Source organism: Aeromicrobium sp. REDSEA-S32_B7 (assembly GCF_001626145.1).
Classification (GTDB): Bacteria; Actinomycetota; Actinomycetes; order Propionibacteriales; family Nocardioidaceae; genus Aeromicrobium; species Aeromicrobium erythreum.
In genome coordinates this window covers 21,533-37,870 of record NZ_LUNF01000020.1, presented here as the reverse complement: position 1 = coordinate 37,870, position 16,338 = coordinate 21,533, and the positions used below count along the sequence as shown (strand labels likewise).

Genomic DNA, 16,338 nt, shown 5'->3' with positions numbered 1-16,338 from the left:
CCCGTGGAGTGGGCGTGGCGCAACCGTGACCAGGTGCTCGAGCTGTTCTGGCAGCACACCTGGCTGAGCGTCGTGCCCCTCGTGATCGGGTTCGCCGTCGCCGTGCCGGTCGGCTGGTACGCGAGCCGGCACCCGCGGCTGCGCGGCACGCTGCTCGGCGCGGGCAGCGTGCTGTACACGATCCCGTCGCTGGCGCTGTTCGTCACGCTGCCCGGCATCATCGGGACGGGCTTCCTCGACCCCCTCAACGTGGTCGTGGCCCTCAGCATCTACGCCGTCGCGATCATGGTGCGCACGGCTGCCGACGCGTTCACGTCGGTCTCGCCGGCCGTCCTCGACTCCGCGACCGCCACCGGGTACTCCTCCCGCCAGCGCGGGTTCGGCGTCGAGCTGCCGCTGGCCGGACCGGTCCTGCTGGCCGGCATCCGCGTGGTCAGCGTCTCGACCGTCAGCCTGGTCAGCGTCGGTGCCCTGATCGGCGTCTCCAGCCTCGGGTCGCTGTTCACGAACGGCTACCGACGCGACTTCCTCACCGAGATCGTCGTCGGCCTCGTGGGTATCGTCGTCCTGGCACTCGTCCTCGACGCCCTCCTGGTGCTCGCCGGTCGGCTGCTCATGCCGTGGGATCGCCCCAGCCGGCGCGCCAAGGGTCCGTTCTGGCGTCGGCTCGCGGGCGGTCGGACCGTCGAGAGCGGCATGTCGCTGGGGGGTCAGGCATGAGCGTCGTCTCCGACGCCGTCGACTGGCTCACCGACGGCGCGCACTGGACCGGCGACGCCGGCATCCCGAACCGCGTGCTCGAGCACCTCGGCTACACCGGACTCACCCTCGTCGTGGCCTCGGCGATCGCCGTGCCGCTCGGGCTCTACATCGGCCACACCGGACGCTTCCGCGGCCTGGCGATCGGGGTCACCGGCGCGCTGCGCGCGCTGCCCACGCTCGGGGTGCTGACGCTCCTCACGCTGCTGCTCGGCCTCGGTCTCGAGGCGCCGATCCTCGCACTCACGGTGCTGGCGGTGCCGCCGTTGCTCGCCGGTGTGTACGCGGGCGTGGAGTCCGTCGACCCCCAGACCGTCGACGCCGCCCGCGCGCAGGGCATGACCGAGTGGCAGGTGCTCACCCGCGTCGAGGTGCCGCTGGGCCTGCCCCTCGTCGTCGGCGGCTTCCGCGCCGCGACGCTGCAGGTCGTCGCGACCGCGACCGTCGCGGCCTACGTGTCCCTCGGCGGCCTCGGGCGCTACATCTTCGACGGCCAGGCCGTGCGCGACTACCCGCAGATGGTCGGCGGGTCGGTCGTCGTGGTCGTCCTCGCGCTGCTGCTCGACGGTCTGTTCGCCGTCGCGCAGGCGGCGGCCGAGCGGCGCGCCCGCCCCTCCCGACCGGCCACCAGCGCTTCCTCCAGCACCGATCCGACCCCCACCAGCCAGAGCACGACCACCCCCTAGGAGAGACATGTCCGTGCACAAGATCGGGCTCGGCGCCGCGCTCGCGGCTGCTGCCCTGACGTTGACCGCCTGCGGCGGCGACCCCACCGAGTCGGGCGCCTCCAGCTCCGACTCCGACACGATCGTCATCGGTTCCGCCGACTTCGGCGAGTCCGAGATCATCGCCGAGATCTACGCCCAGGCGCTCGAGGCCAAGGACGTCAAGGTCGAGAAGAAGCTGCGCATCGGCGCGCGCGAGGCCTACATCCCGGCGCTGGAGAACGGCGAGATCGACCTGATCCCCGAGTACACCGGCAACCTCCTGCTCTACTTCGACAAGAACGCCACGGCCACCGAGTCCGGCGCCGTCGACGACGCGCTCGAGGACGCGCTGCCCGAGAAGCTCGAGACCTTCGAGCCGGCCGCCGCCGAGGACAAGGACTCCTACAACGTCACGTCGGAGCTGTCGGAGAAGGAGGGCATCACCTCCATCGGCGACCTCAAGAAGCTCGGCACCGTCAAGGTCGGCGGCAACCCCGAGTTCGAGACCCGCTCCTACGGCGTGCCTGGCCTGAAGAAGGTCTACGGCGTCGAGGACGTCGACTTCACGGCGATCAGCGACTCCGGTGGACCGGCGACGGTCAAGGCGCTGAAGGACGGCGACGTCGACGTCGCGAACATCTACTCCACGACCCCCTCCATCGCCGCCAACGACCTGGTGACGCTCGAGGACCCGGAGAACCTCATCGCGGCGCAGAACATCGTCCCGCTGATCAACGAGGCGAAGGCCAGCGACACGGTCGAGGACACGCTCGACGCGGTGTCGGAGCAGCTCACCACCGAGGACCTCATCGAGCTGAACGGTCGCGTCGACGGTGACGAGAAGGCTGATCCGGCCACGGTCGCCAAGGAGTGGCTGCAGGAGAAGAACCTCATCTGAGGTCGTCCGCACCCACCCGACGCCCCCTCCTCACGGCCTCTCCCGAGGCGCGGGGAGGGGGCGTCGTCGCGTGCGAGCACGCCGCCTCGACCTGTGGCACCCTGTGACTCGTGCCACACGCAGACCTGCGGGGGATCTCCTTCCACCACACCGACACTGGCGAGCCCTGGCCGGGTGCGCCGACCCTCGTGATGGGTCATGGTCTCCTGTTCAGCGGGTGGATGTTCCACCCGCAGGTGGCTGCGCTGCGCGACCGGTACCGGTGCATCACCGTCGACTGGCGCGGGCAGGGCGACACGCCGGCGGCCGAGGACGGGACCGCCGACATGGACTCCCTGACCGACGACCTGGTGGCCCTGCTGGACCACCTGGGTCTCGGAGCCGTGCACTACGCCGGTCTGTCGATGGGCGGCTTCGTCGGCATGCGCCTCGCCGCCCGGCACCCGGAGCGGGTGCGCTCGCTCGTGCTGCTGGACACCAGTGCCGGTCCCGAGGACCCGGACAAGGTGGCGCAGTACCGGCTGCTGGCCCGGGTCTACCGCTGGCTCGGCATCGGACCGGTGCGCGGCAAGGTCGAGCCGCTGATGTTCGGGCCGCACCTGCTCGCGTCACCACGGCGCGCGGAGGTCGTCGACCCGTGGGTGGCGAAGCTGCGCACGGTCGACCGGCGCGGCATGCGCGCCGCCATCCTCGGGGTCACCGACCGGCAGCCGGTGGTCGACGAGCTGCCCCTGATCACCGCTCCCACGCTCGTCGTGGTCGGGGCCGACGACGTCGCGACGCCCGTGGCCAAGGCGGAGGCGATCGCGGCCGCCATCCCCGGCGCACGGCTCGAGGTCGTGCCGGATGCCGGGCACTCCAGCACCGTCGAGCAGCCGGAGGCGGTCACGCGACTCATGGAGTCGTTCCTCGCCGAGCACTGACGGCCCGGACCACGCTGCTCGTCGCCCGCTCAGCCGAGGACGGTCCACGGCCGACGTGGCACCGTCGCAGGGTCGAAGGACTCCAGGAGCTCGGCGGGGCTGTCGCCCACGAGGCCCAGCGACTCGACGAGCATCGACCACGCGCGGTCGCGACCGAGGTCGGGCAGGGTCACCGCGCCGTCGCGCTTCGCGAGGCGGCGGCCGTCGACGTTGACCGCCAGCGGCACGTGCGCGTACGTGGGCTGGGGCAGGTCGAGCAGCGACGCGAGGTAGGCCTGGCGGGCTGCCGAGGTGAGGAGGTCGTCGGCCCGGACCACCTGGTCGACGTCCTGCGCGGCGTCGTCGACGACCACGGCGAGGTTGTAGGCGGGGGTGCCGTCGTTGCGGCGCAGCACGACGTCGTCCACGACGCCCTCGACGTCACCGTGCAGGACGTCGTGCACCGTCCAGGAGGTCACGGCGGCGCGCAGCCGCAGGGCGGCAGGCCGCGCCGTCGCCCGGGCCTCCCGCTGCGCGTCGGTCAGGTCGCGGCAGGTTCCCGGGTAGGCGCCCGGCGGCAGGTGCGGCGCGGAGGGCGCCTCCTGGACCTCGCGACGGGTGCAGAAGCAGGGGTAGACGAGGTCGGCGTCCGCGAGCGCCTGGACGGCCGCGTCGTACGCCGCGAGGCGCTCGGTCTGGCGGACCACCGGTCCGTCCCAGTCGAGCCCGAGTGCGGCGAGGTCGTCGAGCTGTCGCTGTTCCGCGCCCGGACGGACGCGGTCGAGGTCCTCCACGCGCAGGACGAAGTCCCGCCCGGTCGAGCGCGCGAACAGCCAGGCGAGCAGCGCCGTGCGGAGGTTACCGACGTGCAGGTCGCCGGACGGCGAGGGAGCGAAGCGTCCGGCGGGCATCTTCGGAGTATGTCGGATGGGTCTCGACGTAGCGGACGACCATCGTGACGAGGCGGTGGGCCCCGAGCAGGAAGATGGCGCCGACGAAGAGCGTCAGGACGAGGCTGAGGAAGGTGAGGAAGACGACGACCATGACGCCACTGTAGGTCGCGAACTACACCGTTCCAACTTGGATCTGCGCAGGTCAGACGGGATCTCTGGAGATTCGCCCATGATGTGACGAAGATCACTCCGAGGGTTCCCGTGGCGTGCTCGGGCGGGTGGACGTGCGGCCGGACGGGACGCACGACCGATGGTGGCGGGTCCGGGGGCGCGGGTGCCCGCTCCCGTAGGATCGGCTCTCGTCGGGCAGTGCGCCCGAGACCCTGAGGAGGCGTGGTGGTGGCGGAGTCGAACGCGTCGACGATGCGCTCGCTCGACCGTGCCATCGACGTGCTCGAGGTCCTGGAGGCCGCGCCGCACGGGCTGCGGCTGAGCGAGATCGCCCGCCGCTCGGGTCTGCACGTGGCCACCGCCCAGCGGATCCTGGGAGCGCTCGAGGCCCGTGGTCGGGTCGAGCGCGAGGACAACCGGTACCGCGCCGGGGTCGGCCTGCTCTTCGGGGCGCACGCCTTCCTGACCGGCAGTCCGCTAGTGCTGAACGCCCGTCCCGTGCTGCAGGACCTCGCCGCCGAGACCGGGCTCGCCTCGTCGGTCTTCGTGCGCACCGGCACCAGTCGCGCCGTCATCGCCCGTGTCGAGGGCTCCAACCCGCTGCGCTACGAGCTGCCCGTCGGGGAGCGGCTGCCGCTGCACCTGGGAGCGGGCAAGGTGCTCGCCGCCTACCTGCCGGAGTCGTTGCAGCAGCGGGTGGTCGACGAGGCGGTGCCGTTCGTCACCGCCAGCGGCGTCGAGATCGACGTCGAGGCGTGGCGCGAGGCTCTGGTGACGATCCGAGCGCGCGGCTACGTGGTCTCCGAGGGAGAGCGCGTCATCGGTGCCCGCTCCGTCGCGGCCGCCGTGCGCCTGGGCGACGACGTCGTGGCCGCCCTCCAGGTGGCGGGCACGACCGAGACGTTCCCGGAGTCGCGGATCGAGGCGTGGTCGGCAGCCGTGCGCAACGCCGCCTCGGCACTCGGTCGCCGACTCTGAGCCCTGCTCGCCGGAGCGGACCGCTCGCTCAGCGCAGCGCCGTCGCGTTGGCCGGCGAGCCGACCCCGCCCTCGAGGTGCAGCGGCTTGACGACGACGAGGCACTGCCAGCGCTGGTCCTGCGCGCACGCCGCCGCGAGGGCGTCGAGACGCCACAGCTCGCCGAGCGGCATCCCGAGGGAGGCGATCAGCTCCTGGTGCATCATGCCCGCGTCGTCGACGGCCGACGCGGCGAACTCGCTGTCGGGCACCACAGGGAGCCGCTCGACCGCGAACGTGTCAGTGGCGAACAGGGCGACCCGGTGGTCCCAGAGCCACCTGGGGAGTGCGCGGCGCTGCGCGAAGCCCGTGGCGCAGCGACGGTCGCGGACCTCGGTGCGCGCCTCGCGGTCCAGGCCGAGGTACCACGACGCCCAGCCGGTGTGCACGAGCACGAGGTCGCCCGGCTCGACGGCGACGTACCTCGAGGACCTCGCCCCGCGCGTGGTCGAGCGGCGCACCGAGACCGGCCCGGGCGGCCGCGACGTCGAGCAGCACCCCGCGACCCACCACGGGCCGTTCGGCCCAGCGCTGCACCCCGAGGGTAGGACTGCCGACGGCGATCTGTGCGTCGGCGTGCCCGTCGTAGAACCCCCAGTCCTGGGCGCGACGGTGCCGCAGACCGTCGACCTGCGAGCTCGCCTGCAGGAAGAAGTCGAGGCTGTCGTCGCGCGACTGCGGGTGCCCGGCGACGATCGTGTGCCGAGGCGCCTGGCGGGCGCGCGCCATGGGCGGGTCGAAGGCCGCGAGGCTGTGGTCGAGGTTCACGACCTCGCCCGTCCGCACCAGCGACGACGCCGCAAGCACCTGCTCCGGTCCGGCGAGGTCGGCCATGCCGCGCTCGCTGGTCGGGTCGAACAGTCCCCAGGTGGAGCCGGGAGGGGCGTCACCGCGTCGCAGCAGGTCGTCGTAGGACGCGGTGACGTCGAGGCGCCCGTCAGGCATCCTCGTCCCTCGCGCTGGCGGGTCGCAGGTACTCGAGCGCGAACGCGAACAGCCCGCACACGGTGGCGACCGTGAAGGTCGGCGGCCCGAGCCGTTCGCCGATCGCGGCCACCGCGGGACCGTCGCCGGCGACGAGCTGCACGGCCTGCGCCCCGACGAGCACGAACCCGCCGGCCAGGAACACCAGGAGAGTGACGACGAAGCCGAGGCGCAGGAAGGACCGCAGTCGAGCCGTCGCCGGTCTCTCGGACGGTGCGGCGGACGGATCGATGGTCGTCGGGTGGTCGAGGGGGTTCATACGGGCAGCACTCCAGACGCGATGAGGACGCCGATGCCCAGGATGGGCAGGCAGAAGTAGGTGACGAGGGGGCGGAACATCTTGGCGGGGTCGACCTGGGCGAGTCCTGCGGCGACGTAGATCGGCGCACCGGACGGGGGCGAGGCGCCCTCGGTCGAGGCGAAGATCAGGACGGCCGTCGCCGCCACGGCCGGCTCGACGCCGACCCCGATGAGCGCGGCCACCGCCACCGGTCCGATCGCCGCCATCGTGGCCGACGCGGTCAGCGGGATGGCGATCGCGACCACGACGGCTCCGACGATGAGCGCCATCACCGGGCGGGGGGCGTCGACAGCCTCCAGCGCGGTGGTCAGCTGCGCGGGCAGACCGAGCTCGCCGAGCACGTTCGCCGCCGCGAACGCGGCCACGATCGTCACGCCGATGACTCCGAACCGCGGCGCGGCTCCCGCGAGGAGCTCGAACCAGTCGCGTCCCCCGCGGGGCAGGTGTCGCCGGCCGAGGAGCCCGACGATCGCGATCATGAGGACGGGGATCCAGACGATGAGGCTGAGCGCCTCACCCGTGTCGACGCCGACGTAGTCGCTGAGCCGCGCCGACGTCCAGCCCATCGTGAGCAGGACCGGCACGACCATGCCGATGAACAGGGTCAACGAGGTCCACCCGCGGGAGAAGCTGCGCCCGAACGGCAGTCGGTCAGCGGGGTCCATCGCGCGCAGGTCGTACTTGCGGACCATGTAGGCGTTCACCACGAGGCGCACGCCGAGGCACCAGAGACCACCGACCGCCAGCGGGATGACCAGCTCGTCCACCGTGAGCGTCCCGGTGGTCGCCAGGGCGCCCGTGAGGATGAACATCGTCGAGCTGAACGGGAAGGTGACGCCCATGCCGGCGCACCCGGCGACGACGCTGCCCGCGATCTCCGGGCGGACCTGGGCGCGCTTCATCCAGGGGATGGTGATCGAGCCGACCGCCGCCGTGACCGACGCGCCCACGTGGGCGACGGAGCCGAACGCCCCGGCCGCGACGGTGCTCGTGTAGACGGGTCCGCCGCGGACGCGGCCGAGCACCGAGTTCAGGATGTCGATCATCCGGTCCAGCACCGGCGTCTGGCCCAGGACGTAGCTCATGAAGACGAAGGCAAGGCCCGCGAACATGACCTGCTCCTGCGTGGCCTCCCAGAACGCGTGGGTGAGGACGGTCCAGGCGTCGGCGCCGGCGAAGGCCGTGACGACGAGCAGGCCGACCAGCATGGCCTCGCCGATGTTGCGGCCGAGGACGAAGTTCCAGACGATGATGGCCGCCATGTAGACGAGCAGGGCGATGATCGCGCTCACGACACCTCCTCCTGGGCTCGACGGTACGCGTCGACGGCTGCCGAGATGCCCTCACGACGCCGGGCCTCGTCCTCCTGCACGGCGCGGGCGGCGGGGAGGAGGGCGGGAGCCTCGTGCGGCCGGACGAAGGTGACGCCGTCGCCGTCGGCCACCACGAGGTCGCCCTCGAGGCACACGACCCCGCCCACCGACACGGGCTCACCATGATGAAAGGGCCCGTTCTTGTAGGGGCCGGCGGCGTTGCGGGCGCGGTGCCAGATGGGGAAGCCCATGTCCTGCAGGTCCTCCGCGTCGCGGATGGCGCCGTCGATGACCATGCCGGCGACCCCCTTGGCGATGAGGCGACCGGCGATGAGCTCACCGACCAGGGCGCGGCTGGTGTCGGCCTGTCCGTCGACGACGATCACGTCGTGCGGGCGGGCCTGCTCGATGATGCGCTGGATCCCGACGTTGTCGCCGCCGGCGACGGTCACGGTGCGGGCGCGGCCGACCATGGTCGCACCGCGCCACGGGGCATGCAGGTCGCGGGTGATGCCGAGACGACCGCGGGCGTCGCCGATGTTGGCCACCGGCAGGTCCTCCCACGCACGGAGCACGTCGGCGTCGACGATCGTGTGGTTCTCGGCGAGCTGCTGGTGCAGGGCCGCGGTCGCGCGGGCCATGACGGGCACGAGGCCCGCGTCGGCGATCTGCCGGGTGGCGTCGCGCATCTCGTGCGCGCGGCGTGCGGCGTGCTTGTAGGTGCTGTCGTAGAGCCGGTCCATCGCGACGGCGCCGTCGGCGAGCTGCTCGGCGACCTGTTCGCGGGTCCAGTCCTCGAGCCCGGCGGCTCGGCCGGCCTCGAGTGTCTCGACGATGAGCGCCGCGACTCCCTTCATCCAGCTCGAGCGGACCAGCTTGCGGGTGGCGGCGTCGCCGGGCGCCCCGCCGATGTCGTCGACGTCGGCACCGAGCGCGGCGAACAACGAGGCGGCGACGGGGCTGCCGGAGCCGCTGACGATCAGCGGGGTGCGAGCGCCGAAGGTCGGGACCGAACCGATCACGGCGACGTCGGCGAGGAGGACGTCGTGCCCCTCGAGCGCGGCGCGGACGTCGTCCTTGAGGGCCGACGAGCCCGAGTTCAAGTCGGCGAAGCAGGAGCCGGGACGCATCGCGGTGGCGGCCTCGGTGGCGACGGCCACGGCGGCACGCGCGCCGGTGAGGCCGAGCACGACGTCGGCCTCGAGGACCGCGTCGGCGATCGAGATCGCGCGGACGACGTGGTCGGGCGTGGGGACGTCGCCGGGGTCGTAGCCCGTGACGTCCCAGCCCTGCCTCGTGCAGGCGGAGGCGTACAGCGCGCCGGCTTCACCCAGTCCAAGTACCGCTACGTGCATCAAATTCTCATTCCGTGAGAGGTTGTATCGAAATGAGTGTGAGGGGCGGCACACCATTCGTCAAGCGCTTCACGTGACGGGGACCACGTGCCGGGCCCTGGAGATGCCTTGGTGTAGTGCCTTCAGGGCGCATGGGCGGGCGTGACGCAGCACGACGGCGTCACGGCGCGACGCCGGAGGACGCGGCGGTGACGCGTGCGAGAGGGCGGGCCGCCGAGCGACCCGCCGGTGGTGAGGGGTCCACGTTATTCGTTTCGGCCTCTCCTGCTTGGCCCCGTGAAGTCAGTTGGTCGACTTCCCTACGACAGGGCTGCCCGTTTCCTAGAGTTTCCGAACGCTCACGATTCGCCTGGAATGGCGGCGGAGTCGCGCGAGGTTGGCCTCTCCCGGGCTGCTGGATACGGGCTGATCGCCGCGTTCGGACGCCGAGATTTGCGGCTTCTCCGGGCTGACCTTCACAAGACGGTTCGACGGCGCGAACTGGGTCGATCTTTCCTAGAGAAAGCCCCAGCCGACGGCGACGCCGTCGGCTGGGGCTGGGAGTGGCGCGGTGTTATGCGGCGGGCTGTTGCAGCCTCGCGAGCAGGGTCTCGCGGTCTCTGGTCTGTTTCGTCTTTGACCGGTCCGGGAACGTGAGTGGTTCGCCGGGTGTTCGGTCGAAGGCGTGGTTCTCTACGAAGCGTTCGTAGTTCTTGTAGTTGGTGACCGCGATGGTGCAGGCGGCGAAGAGCATGTTGAGCGAGTTCTTGTAGGCACTGAACTTGTACATGCTGTGGTCGCCACCGGATGGGCTGACCAGTGTGGAGAAGAACCGTTCGGTGTCGGATCTGTAGGCGGAGTGGAGGTCTTCGTGAGCCCATGTTCCGCTCATCAGTGGTTGCCAGCGCTTGAGGGTGTCGGCGTCCATGATGATGCTCACTTGGTCCACCAAGCAGACGGTCGGCATGGGTCCCGAGGGGTGTCTCTCGAAGGTGGGCAGGTCGCCCGGCAGATCCATCGACGCCGGGACGCGGGAACACCTCGCCCGACCTGATGCGGCAGGGCAGGAGACCTGCACCCGGTAGGACCCCTCAACGGACTCAGCAGACTTTGCGGACTTCGAGGGGCGTCCCGGCTTGGCGTTCACCACGGGCGTGGGGCGTCCGTTGAGTGGCATCGCAGCGGCGGAGAGCACCGCGTTGGTGTGGTTGTGGATGCTGACGAGCGACCCGTCGCTGGAGAGTACCGGGATCGGGGGCTCCCAGCGGGGCCTGACATGAGGCTTGCGCCTCTTGCCGTCGGTCGGCACCCGTTCGAGTAGATGATCGATGGTGCGTTTGGCGGCAGGGCAGGTGATGCACCCGTTGAAGAGGTAGGGCCCAGCGCCTCCGGGCGCGTCGTCCAGTCCGAGGGCAGTTTTCCGCTTCTCGGACAGGTGCACGCTGTGCGACAGGTCGATGCCCTGTGTCCAGTGCTCCGGATAGGTGACGAGGGTGGAGAAGCCCATGTCGATGAGGCTGGCGTTGAGGCCGTCGGCGCCGGGGTACCCCATGTCGAAGGCGATGTAGTGGCGGCTCCGCCCTCTGCGTTCGGGGCGGATGCCGAAGTCGATCATGCTCTGGAGCGACCTCAGGACGGCGGGACCGGAACCCTTCGACGGAGCACCGATGTTGACGCCGAGGGCGAGCGAAGGGAGTATCGGCGTCCCGACTCGCGACATTCCCACGACGACCGTCAGTCCGAACGCCTCGGCCGCCTTGTACTGGCGGGTGAAGGCAGTGAGCCGGGTTGTCTGCCGAACGGGGATGGTGCGCTTGCCGCCGAGACCGCTCGTGGTGACGCAGATGTGCTCGTCGGCTCCAAGGTCGCCAGCGAAGCCCTTGAGGACGCCGGTGGACAGGTCGTCCGGGTCTGCTGTGGGGTGGAACCTCTTCTGGAGGGCGTAGAGGCTCCCGCGGATCGCGATCTGGTTCACGAGAGCGTGGGAGAGGCGTTCGCGTTCGATGTAGATCGGGTCGGACTGCCACTCCTCGATCGTTTCCTTGGAGTGGCGTCGACCAGCGTGACCGTAGGTGGTCTCGATGGCTTCGAGCAGGGCCGCGAACTGCTCGGCCAGGCGCTTCTTCTCCGCGTGCCAGGTGTCCCGGTGCAGTTTCCGTTCGGCGGGGCTGAGGTTGTCGTGCTGCTGACCGGGCGCCTTGCCCATGTCTCGCTGGCGCGCGGCGTCTCGCCATCCCGGGTAGCCCAGCGCGGCGAACTGTGCCTCGGTGTAGCGGGACCAGATGGCGTCAAGCATGTCGTCAGCGGTGATGACGCTGATGGCCCGGTACACCAACTCCATCACGCAGACCAGCATGAGCCTCGGCGGATGGATCGGAAGCCGTCGCTTGGGTCCACGCCTGCGCCCGGCGTACGCCTGCGGGGGCTTGTGCGTCAGGAGCGTCGTCAGTGCTCCGGAGTGGTCGATGATGCTGGCCGCGATAGCCAGGACCAAGTCGGTGTTGTCGACCCGGGTGATCGCGGGAGAGTCGGCGCTCATCGCAGTGCTCCCGTGTGACGGTGCGCAGCCTTGAAGGCCTTGAACACGTCCTCGGTGGACGGGGTGTCGAGGTCGCCGACAAGGTCCGACGGCAGTGAGTTGCCGGGCTTGATGCCTGCCATCGCGCAGACGGTGGTGAACGGGATCGACATCGAGAGCAGCCTGCTGATCCAGGTGTGACGTGCTCGCGGGACGGTGAACGGTCGCCACAGTTCTGTCTGCCTGAGGATCAGGAGGTTGGTGTCGGAGATGAGGCTGCTGTAGGCCCGCGCGGTCGGGCGAAACAGGCGCTCGTCCGGTCGTTCCTTCGCCAGCGGACGCAGACGGGCCGCCGTTCGGGCTTCGAGCGGGACGACGCGGAACTCTCCGTCCTCGTTCGGCACGTACAGGCAGGGGAGCCCGTGCTCCTCGGAGAACCAGTCACCACGGGCGCGAACGATCTCCGCCGAGTTCAACCCAGCACCCGCTGAGAGGCCCAGGAGCACATGGGCTGCGTTCTTGTACTTGCCTGCGTTCTCTGCCCCTCGGTACAGGTCCTGCAACCCTCGCTGGTCGAAGGCCTTCTGTGGGCGCCGCCGCCTTCCTGCTGCGGGTTGAGGTCCGCGACGCAGCCGCCGGAGGCCGGCCATCCGGGTCGCGCGAGAGGACTCGGCGTGCTGTGGCCAGACCTTCGGGATCCTGTCGACCAGGACGTGATCGACCAGGTCGATGTCGGGGTCGAAGCGGCCGAGGTGCTGATGACACCAGACCGCGTAAGGCATCGTCTGCTTGTAGAGGCTGCGGTCGGACTCCTCGGAGCGGAAGCGGTGTCGGATCGTCAACGCGATGACCGTCTCTCTGACCGCCTCGACGGCCTCCGGGCTCAGGCGGAACGTCCACTTCAGGAGCATCTCCCGACGTCGTGCCTGTTCTTCATCGGACTCGACGGTCCGAGCGACTCTCGCGGCGGCGGGCACCACGTCGTCTTCTGCGCGCTGTCTCGCGGCGGCGTCGCTCAGGCGGGGGCTGTCGAGGTAGCGGCGGCCCATCAGAGGCACCGTCCGTTCGTCGCGTCAACGCCGACGTGGTGCGTGCGCTGACGCCGCGCGGGTGCACATGTCATGTGTGCCGTCCATGGACGGTGGGAGCCGTCAGTGCGGGTGGGCACACTGGGGGCAGTGAAGTTGTTCATGGTCTTGCTTCCTTTGTTAGGGGTGGGTGAGACCGGACCCGTTCGATCGGGTGCAACGTGAGGCCTTGGCCTCAGTGGGCGGTGAGGGTGCCACCTCGCCGCCCATTCACTTCTTCAATGCTGTGCGTATGCGCACAGTGATCGTGGAGTCCGTCATGCCAGCGCGTCAATCCCTTCCTGCTGGCTTGCAGTGGATCTCGGCGACTCGATGGCAACCGTCCAGTCAGGGCATGACAGCGAGCCGTCGTCGGCGCGCGATATGTCAGCGGGCGCGCCGCCCGACGCATCGACCCTGACCGAGATGCCTGCAATTCCGGAGCCAAGGGGCACTTCCGGGCCTACTGTCGTACGTACGACACGTGAAGTACGTACGACAAGCGACAGGTGGATTGGATGCCCTCTGACACAACTGGACGGAACGCAGGCCAGTCGCCGAGGCTTGTCGAGCCTGGTGAGTTTTGGGATCCAGCGCTGCATCACGGGCGCTGCAAGCCGCCAGGACGAGCGCGAACCGTAGAGAGTCTCGCAACCCACGAGGTCTCCGCTGTTCTTGCACCGGACGGCACTCGCTACTGCGCGTTCTGCCTCCGGTGCCTCGCTGCCGCGGGGGAACGATCACGTCGGCACATCTGCGACGACTGCGTTCGTCTGCGCAAGACGCACATCCAGAGGATGCGCCGTCACCCGGAAGTGGCAGCCGACGCAGATGTCGCGCAAGACGTCCCTGAGGCTCGGATCCGCGTCATGGCGGACGGCCGACAGATCGTCGAGATTCCTGCCGAACTCCTCACCGAGATGTTCCGAGCGCACGACGGGGTCCAAGCCGCCATCAGCAGGGCGTCAGCCACCTTCCGACGTTCAGAGCGCGGCACGTGGCAGCACAATCTCTTGCTGAAGTCCAAGACGTTGCACGTCGCAATGGACGAGTTGAGAAGGGATCTGCGTGAGGACGCCCAGCGTCTGGCGAGAGACCGCGAGTCTGGGCCGGTGAGAGTCATCAGCCCAGGGCGAGGTGGAGTAGGACGGTGACCGAAACCGCGGTCGGGCCGAAAGTCAGCGAGCCGTGAGTGAGTGCCGCCGGGCGAGCGACCGATGGTCTCGGCAGCGGCTAGCGCGGCGCTCCGCAGTGAACCACAGATCCGTCGGGTGCAGCCTCGACGTAAGCGCGGCCCTCCGCGGCGAAGCGCTCTTCGTAGTTCAGTGCCTCCCGGGTCGCCCTGATGTCGGCGTCCCATCGGCGTCGGGTCTCGGCCTGCTGCTGCGGCGACTGCTCGTCGTACGGAGCCTCGGCTTGATCTGTCATGGCGGTGCTCCTGTCGAGGAGTCTGACGCCCGACTCGGGCTGCCAGTCAAGACACACGATACGGGCGCTGAGGATGCAGCGCCGTGTCTCGGGTCACGAGGTCAGGAACGACGTTTGACGATCTCGAAGACGGTTCTTCCGCCGACGGCCGCTGGCTGGCAGCAGCCGTCGGCGCACGTCGCGGGTGCTGATCGAGGGCTCGGCTCAAGGGCGCGCTGCGGACGGAGCCGGGCGGCGCGTGCGCCATTGGCGATGACGAGAACCTCGGCGACCTCATGAACCAGGACGACGCCCGCCAGGCCGAGGACGCCGAAGAGCGCGAGGGGGAAGAGCACGATGATGATCGCCAGGGCGAGTGCGATGTTTCCGGTCATGATGGCCCGTCCGCGGCGGGCGTGAGCGATAGCCGCGGGTATCTGCCGCAGGTCGTGTCCAGTGAACGCGATGTCAGCGGACTCGACCGCGGCAGCCGAGCCGGTGGCGCCCATGGCGATGCCGACCGTTGCTGAGGCGAGCGCAGGGGCGTCGTTGATGCCGTCGCCGATCATCGCCGTCGGGGCTTCTTCGCTCATGCGCCGGACCACGTCAGCCTTGTCGGCAGGCATCTGCTCGGCGAACACCTGGTCGATGTCAGCCTGCCGGGCGAGGGCGTTTGCTGTCGCTCGGTTGTCGCCGGTGAGCATCACGGCTGAGATACCGTCGCGGCGAAGGTCGCTGACGGCTGGTGCTGCGCTCGCTCTGAGGTCATCACGCACGCCGATGACGCCGACGACATGTTCGTCGCGCTCAACAACAACGACGCTCATCCCGTCGGCGGCCATCGCGGACGCAACCTCGGCGAGCGGTCCGGGGTTGATCCAACGGGTGTTGCCCAGGCGCACGTGGTTGCCCTCGACGATGCCGATCACGCCTTGCCCGGCGTGCTCCTCGACGTCTGCGGCTGTCGGCGCCTGGTCGACGGCGCTGACGACGGCTTGGGCCAGGGGGTGGGTGCTGGACTGCTCCAGGGATGCCGCCCACGCCAGCACTTGGTCTCGGCTGAAGCCATCGGCGGTCTCGACGCGGCTGACGCGCGGCTCGTTCGCGGTGAGGGTGCCGGTCTTGTCCAAGGCGACTTGTCGGATGGTGCCGAAGCGCTCGAACGCTTCACCGGACTTGATGATGACGCCGAGACGACTTGCCGAGCCGATTGCTGAGATCACCGTGACGGGTACGGCAATCGCCAGGGCGCAGGGCGATGCTGCGACGAGCACGATGAGCGCCCGCTCGATCCACACGTCCGGATCTCCGAAGAGCGATCCGATGATGGCGACGACGGCAGAGACGACGAGCACGGTTGGGACCAGCGGGCGCGCGATGGTGTCGGCGAGCCGCGCGCGTCGGCCCTTTCGTAGGTGCGCTTCGTGAACGAGCCGAACGATGGTGGTCAGTGAGTTGTCGGTGCCGTCCGCCGTCGCGCGCACTCGCAGCGAGCCAGACCCCAGAACAGAGCCTGCCAGTACGTCGTCGCCGGGGCCGCGGTCGACGGGGATCGACTCGCCTGTGATGGCGGAGGTGTCCAGGCTGGAACGACCGGACTCTACGAGCCCGTCGGTGGCGAGACGATCTCCGGCGCCCACCACGAGGACGTCGCCGATGTGCACGTCGGCAACGGCGACGTCATGGACGTGCCCATCGCGCAGCACTCTGGTCGTCTCGGGTACGAGGGACAGGAGCGCTGAGAGTCCGTGTTTGGCCCGATCCATCGCCCGGTCCTCCAGTGCTTCCGCGATGGAGAACAGGAACGCCAGGGCGGCAGCCTCGGCGATGTGCCCGAGGATGACAGCGCCGGTCGCGGCGATCGTCATGAGCAGGCCGACGCCAAGATGGCCGCGGGTCAGGTGGCGCAGGGTGTCGGGCACGAAGGTCAGGGCGCCCGAGGTGAGGGCTGCGACGTGGAGCGCCGCCGACAGGCTGTCGGCTCCGAGGATCCATGACGTCAGGTAGCCCAGGACGAGGAAGAGCCCGGAGGTCACGGGAAGCGCTAGACCTCGATCGGTCCACCAGG

The 16,338-nt window shown here is 69.9% G+C and carries 16 protein-coding genes and 1 pseudogene; 6 read left to right on the top strand and 11 right to left on the bottom strand.

What is annotated here, in order from left to right:
* Window positions 1-3: 3 nt before the first annotated feature.
* The 4 genes from A6Q79_RS01070 to A6Q79_RS01055 all read left to right on the top strand — a co-directional run bounded on the left by A6Q79_RS01070 (window position 4) and on the right by A6Q79_RS01055 (window position 3,287).
* A complete protein-coding gene (locus A6Q79_RS01070; RefSeq protein WP_286689947.1) occupies window positions 4-720 on the top strand; it encodes an ABC transporter permease in 717 nt (238 codons plus the stop codon).
* Entirely contained in the window at window positions 717-1,445 is a 729-nt protein-coding gene (locus tag A6Q79_RS01065; protein WP_253023277.1) for an ABC transporter permease, read from the top strand. The genes A6Q79_RS01070 and A6Q79_RS01065 overlap by 4 nt, the downstream gene beginning before the upstream one ends.
* 7 nt (window positions 1,446-1,452) lie before the next feature.
* Window positions 1,453-2,364 carry an ABC transporter substrate-binding protein gene (locus A6Q79_RS01060; RefSeq protein WP_067854336.1) on the top strand — a complete coding sequence of 304 codons (912 nt, stop codon included), beginning with the start codon at window positions 1,453-1,455 and terminating at the stop codon, window positions 2,362-2,364.
* A 110-nt stretch (window positions 2,365-2,474) separates the two neighbouring features.
* Window positions 2,475-3,287 (top strand): alpha/beta fold hydrolase, encoded by an 813-nt coding sequence (locus A6Q79_RS01055; RefSeq protein WP_286689948.1) that lies wholly within the window; start codon window positions 2,475-2,477, stop codon window positions 3,285-3,287.
* 29 nt (window positions 3,288-3,316) lie between these two features.
* Here the strand turns inward: A6Q79_RS01055 and gluQRS are convergent, their stop codons facing one another.
* Complete coding sequence (gene gluQRS, locus A6Q79_RS01050) at window positions 3,317-4,177, bottom strand: tRNA glutamyl-Q(34) synthetase GluQRS (protein WP_286689949.1); 861 nt, start codon at window positions 4,175-4,177, stop codon at window positions 3,317-3,319.
* Window positions 4,125-4,310, bottom strand: coding sequence for a hypothetical protein (locus A6Q79_RS01045; RefSeq protein ID WP_067854345.1), 186 nt, complete (start codon window positions 4,308-4,310; stop codon window positions 4,125-4,127). Before A6Q79_RS01045 ends, gluQRS begins: the two co-directional genes overlap by 53 nt.
* Window positions 4,311-4,558: 248 nt before the next feature.
* On the opposite strand from A6Q79_RS01045, the gene A6Q79_RS01040 reads away from it, so the two are divergent.
* Window positions 4,559-5,308, top strand: coding sequence for an IclR family transcriptional regulator (locus A6Q79_RS01040; protein ID WP_286689950.1), 750 nt, complete (start codon window positions 4,559-4,561; stop codon window positions 5,306-5,308).
* Window positions 5,309-5,336: 28 nt separating this feature from the next.
* Here A6Q79_RS01040 and A6Q79_RS01035 read toward each other — a convergent pair whose 3' ends face one another.
* The 7 genes and pseudogenes from A6Q79_RS01035 to A6Q79_RS01005 form a co-directional block, all read right to left on the bottom strand.
* Window positions 5,337-5,558 carry a hypothetical protein gene (locus A6Q79_RS01035; protein WP_317695511.1) on the bottom strand — a complete coding sequence of 74 codons (222 nt, stop codon included), beginning with the start codon at window positions 5,556-5,558 and terminating at the stop codon, window positions 5,337-5,339.
* Window positions 5,559-5,630: 72 nt separating this feature from the next.
* Window positions 5,631-5,735 (bottom strand): annotated as a pseudogene (locus tag A6Q79_RS18520) (hypothetical protein); the annotation flags it as partial.
* A 548-nt stretch (window positions 5,736-6,283) separates the two neighbouring features.
* Entirely contained in the window at window positions 6,284-6,589 is a 306-nt protein-coding gene (locus tag A6Q79_RS01025) for a hypothetical protein (protein WP_286689952.1), read from the bottom strand.
* On the bottom strand, window positions 6,586-7,923 hold the full coding sequence (locus tag A6Q79_RS01020; protein ID WP_286689953.1) for a TRAP transporter large permease subunit: 1,338 nt from the start codon (window positions 7,921-7,923) through the stop codon (window positions 6,586-6,588). Before A6Q79_RS01020 ends, A6Q79_RS01025 begins: the two co-directional genes overlap by 4 nt.
* Complete coding sequence (locus tag A6Q79_RS01015) at window positions 7,920-9,299, bottom strand: DUF1932 domain-containing protein (RefSeq protein WP_286689954.1); 1,380 nt, start codon at window positions 9,297-9,299, stop codon at window positions 7,920-7,922. Before A6Q79_RS01015 ends, A6Q79_RS01020 begins: the two co-directional genes overlap by 4 nt.
* A 553-nt stretch (window positions 9,300-9,852) precedes the next feature.
* Complete coding sequence (locus tag A6Q79_RS01010) at window positions 9,853-11,817, bottom strand: hypothetical protein (protein ID WP_286689955.1); 1,965 nt, start codon at window positions 11,815-11,817, stop codon at window positions 9,853-9,855.
* Entirely contained in the window at window positions 11,814-12,359 is a 546-nt protein-coding gene (locus A6Q79_RS01005) for a hypothetical protein (RefSeq protein WP_317695497.1), read from the bottom strand. Before A6Q79_RS01005 ends, A6Q79_RS01010 begins: the two co-directional genes overlap by 4 nt.
* Window positions 12,360-12,509: 150 nt before the next feature.
* Between A6Q79_RS01005 and A6Q79_RS01000 the strand changes: the two genes are divergently transcribed.
* On the top strand, window positions 12,510-12,896 hold the full coding sequence (locus A6Q79_RS01000) for a hypothetical protein (RefSeq protein ID WP_317695494.1): 387 nt from the start codon (window positions 12,510-12,512) through the stop codon (window positions 12,894-12,896).
* 707 nt (window positions 12,897-13,603) lie between these two features.
* Here A6Q79_RS01000 and A6Q79_RS00995 read toward each other — a convergent pair.
* Both A6Q79_RS00995 and A6Q79_RS00990 read right to left on the bottom strand, forming a co-directional pair.
* Window positions 13,604-13,810 (bottom strand): hypothetical protein, encoded by a 207-nt coding sequence (locus A6Q79_RS00995; RefSeq protein ID WP_286689957.1) that lies wholly within the window; start codon window positions 13,808-13,810, stop codon window positions 13,604-13,606.
* A 582-nt stretch (window positions 13,811-14,392) separates the two neighbouring features.
* Window positions 14,393-16,306: a cation-translocating P-type ATPase gene (locus tag A6Q79_RS00990; RefSeq protein WP_286689958.1), complete on the bottom strand. Its 1,914-nt coding sequence runs from the start codon at window positions 16,304-16,306 to the stop codon at window positions 14,393-14,395.
* Window positions 16,307-16,338: the final 32 nt, after the last annotated feature.

What these genes read in the sequence shown, in the direction of transcription:
- A6Q79_RS01065 (WP_253023277.1), top strand. Translation starts at nt 717, where the DNA reads ATGAGCGTCGTCTCCGACGCCGTCGACTGGCTCACCGACGGCGCGCAC.
- A6Q79_RS01060 (WP_067854336.1), top strand. Translation starts at nt 1,453, where the DNA reads ATGTCCGTGCACAAGATCGGGCTCGGCGCCGCGCTCGCGGCTGCTGCC.
- gluQRS (WP_286689949.1), bottom strand. Translation starts at nt 4,177, where the DNA reads ATGCCCGCCGGACGCTTCGCTCCCTCGCCGTCCGGCGACCTGCACGTC.
- A6Q79_RS01045 (WP_067854345.1), bottom strand. Translation starts at nt 4,310, where the DNA reads ATGGTCGTCGTCTTCCTCACCTTCCTCAGCCTCGTCCTGACGCTCTTC.
- A6Q79_RS01025 (WP_286689952.1), bottom strand. Translation starts at nt 6,589, where the DNA reads ATGAACCCCCTCGACCACCCGACGACCATCGATCCGTCCGCCGCACCG.
- A6Q79_RS01015 (WP_286689954.1), bottom strand. Translation starts at nt 9,299, where the DNA reads ATGCACGTAGCGGTACTTGGACTGGGTGAAGCCGGCGCGCTGTACGCC.
- A6Q79_RS01010 (WP_286689955.1), bottom strand. Translation starts at nt 11,817, where the DNA reads ATGAGCGCCGACTCTCCCGCGATCACCCGGGTCGACAACACCGACTTG.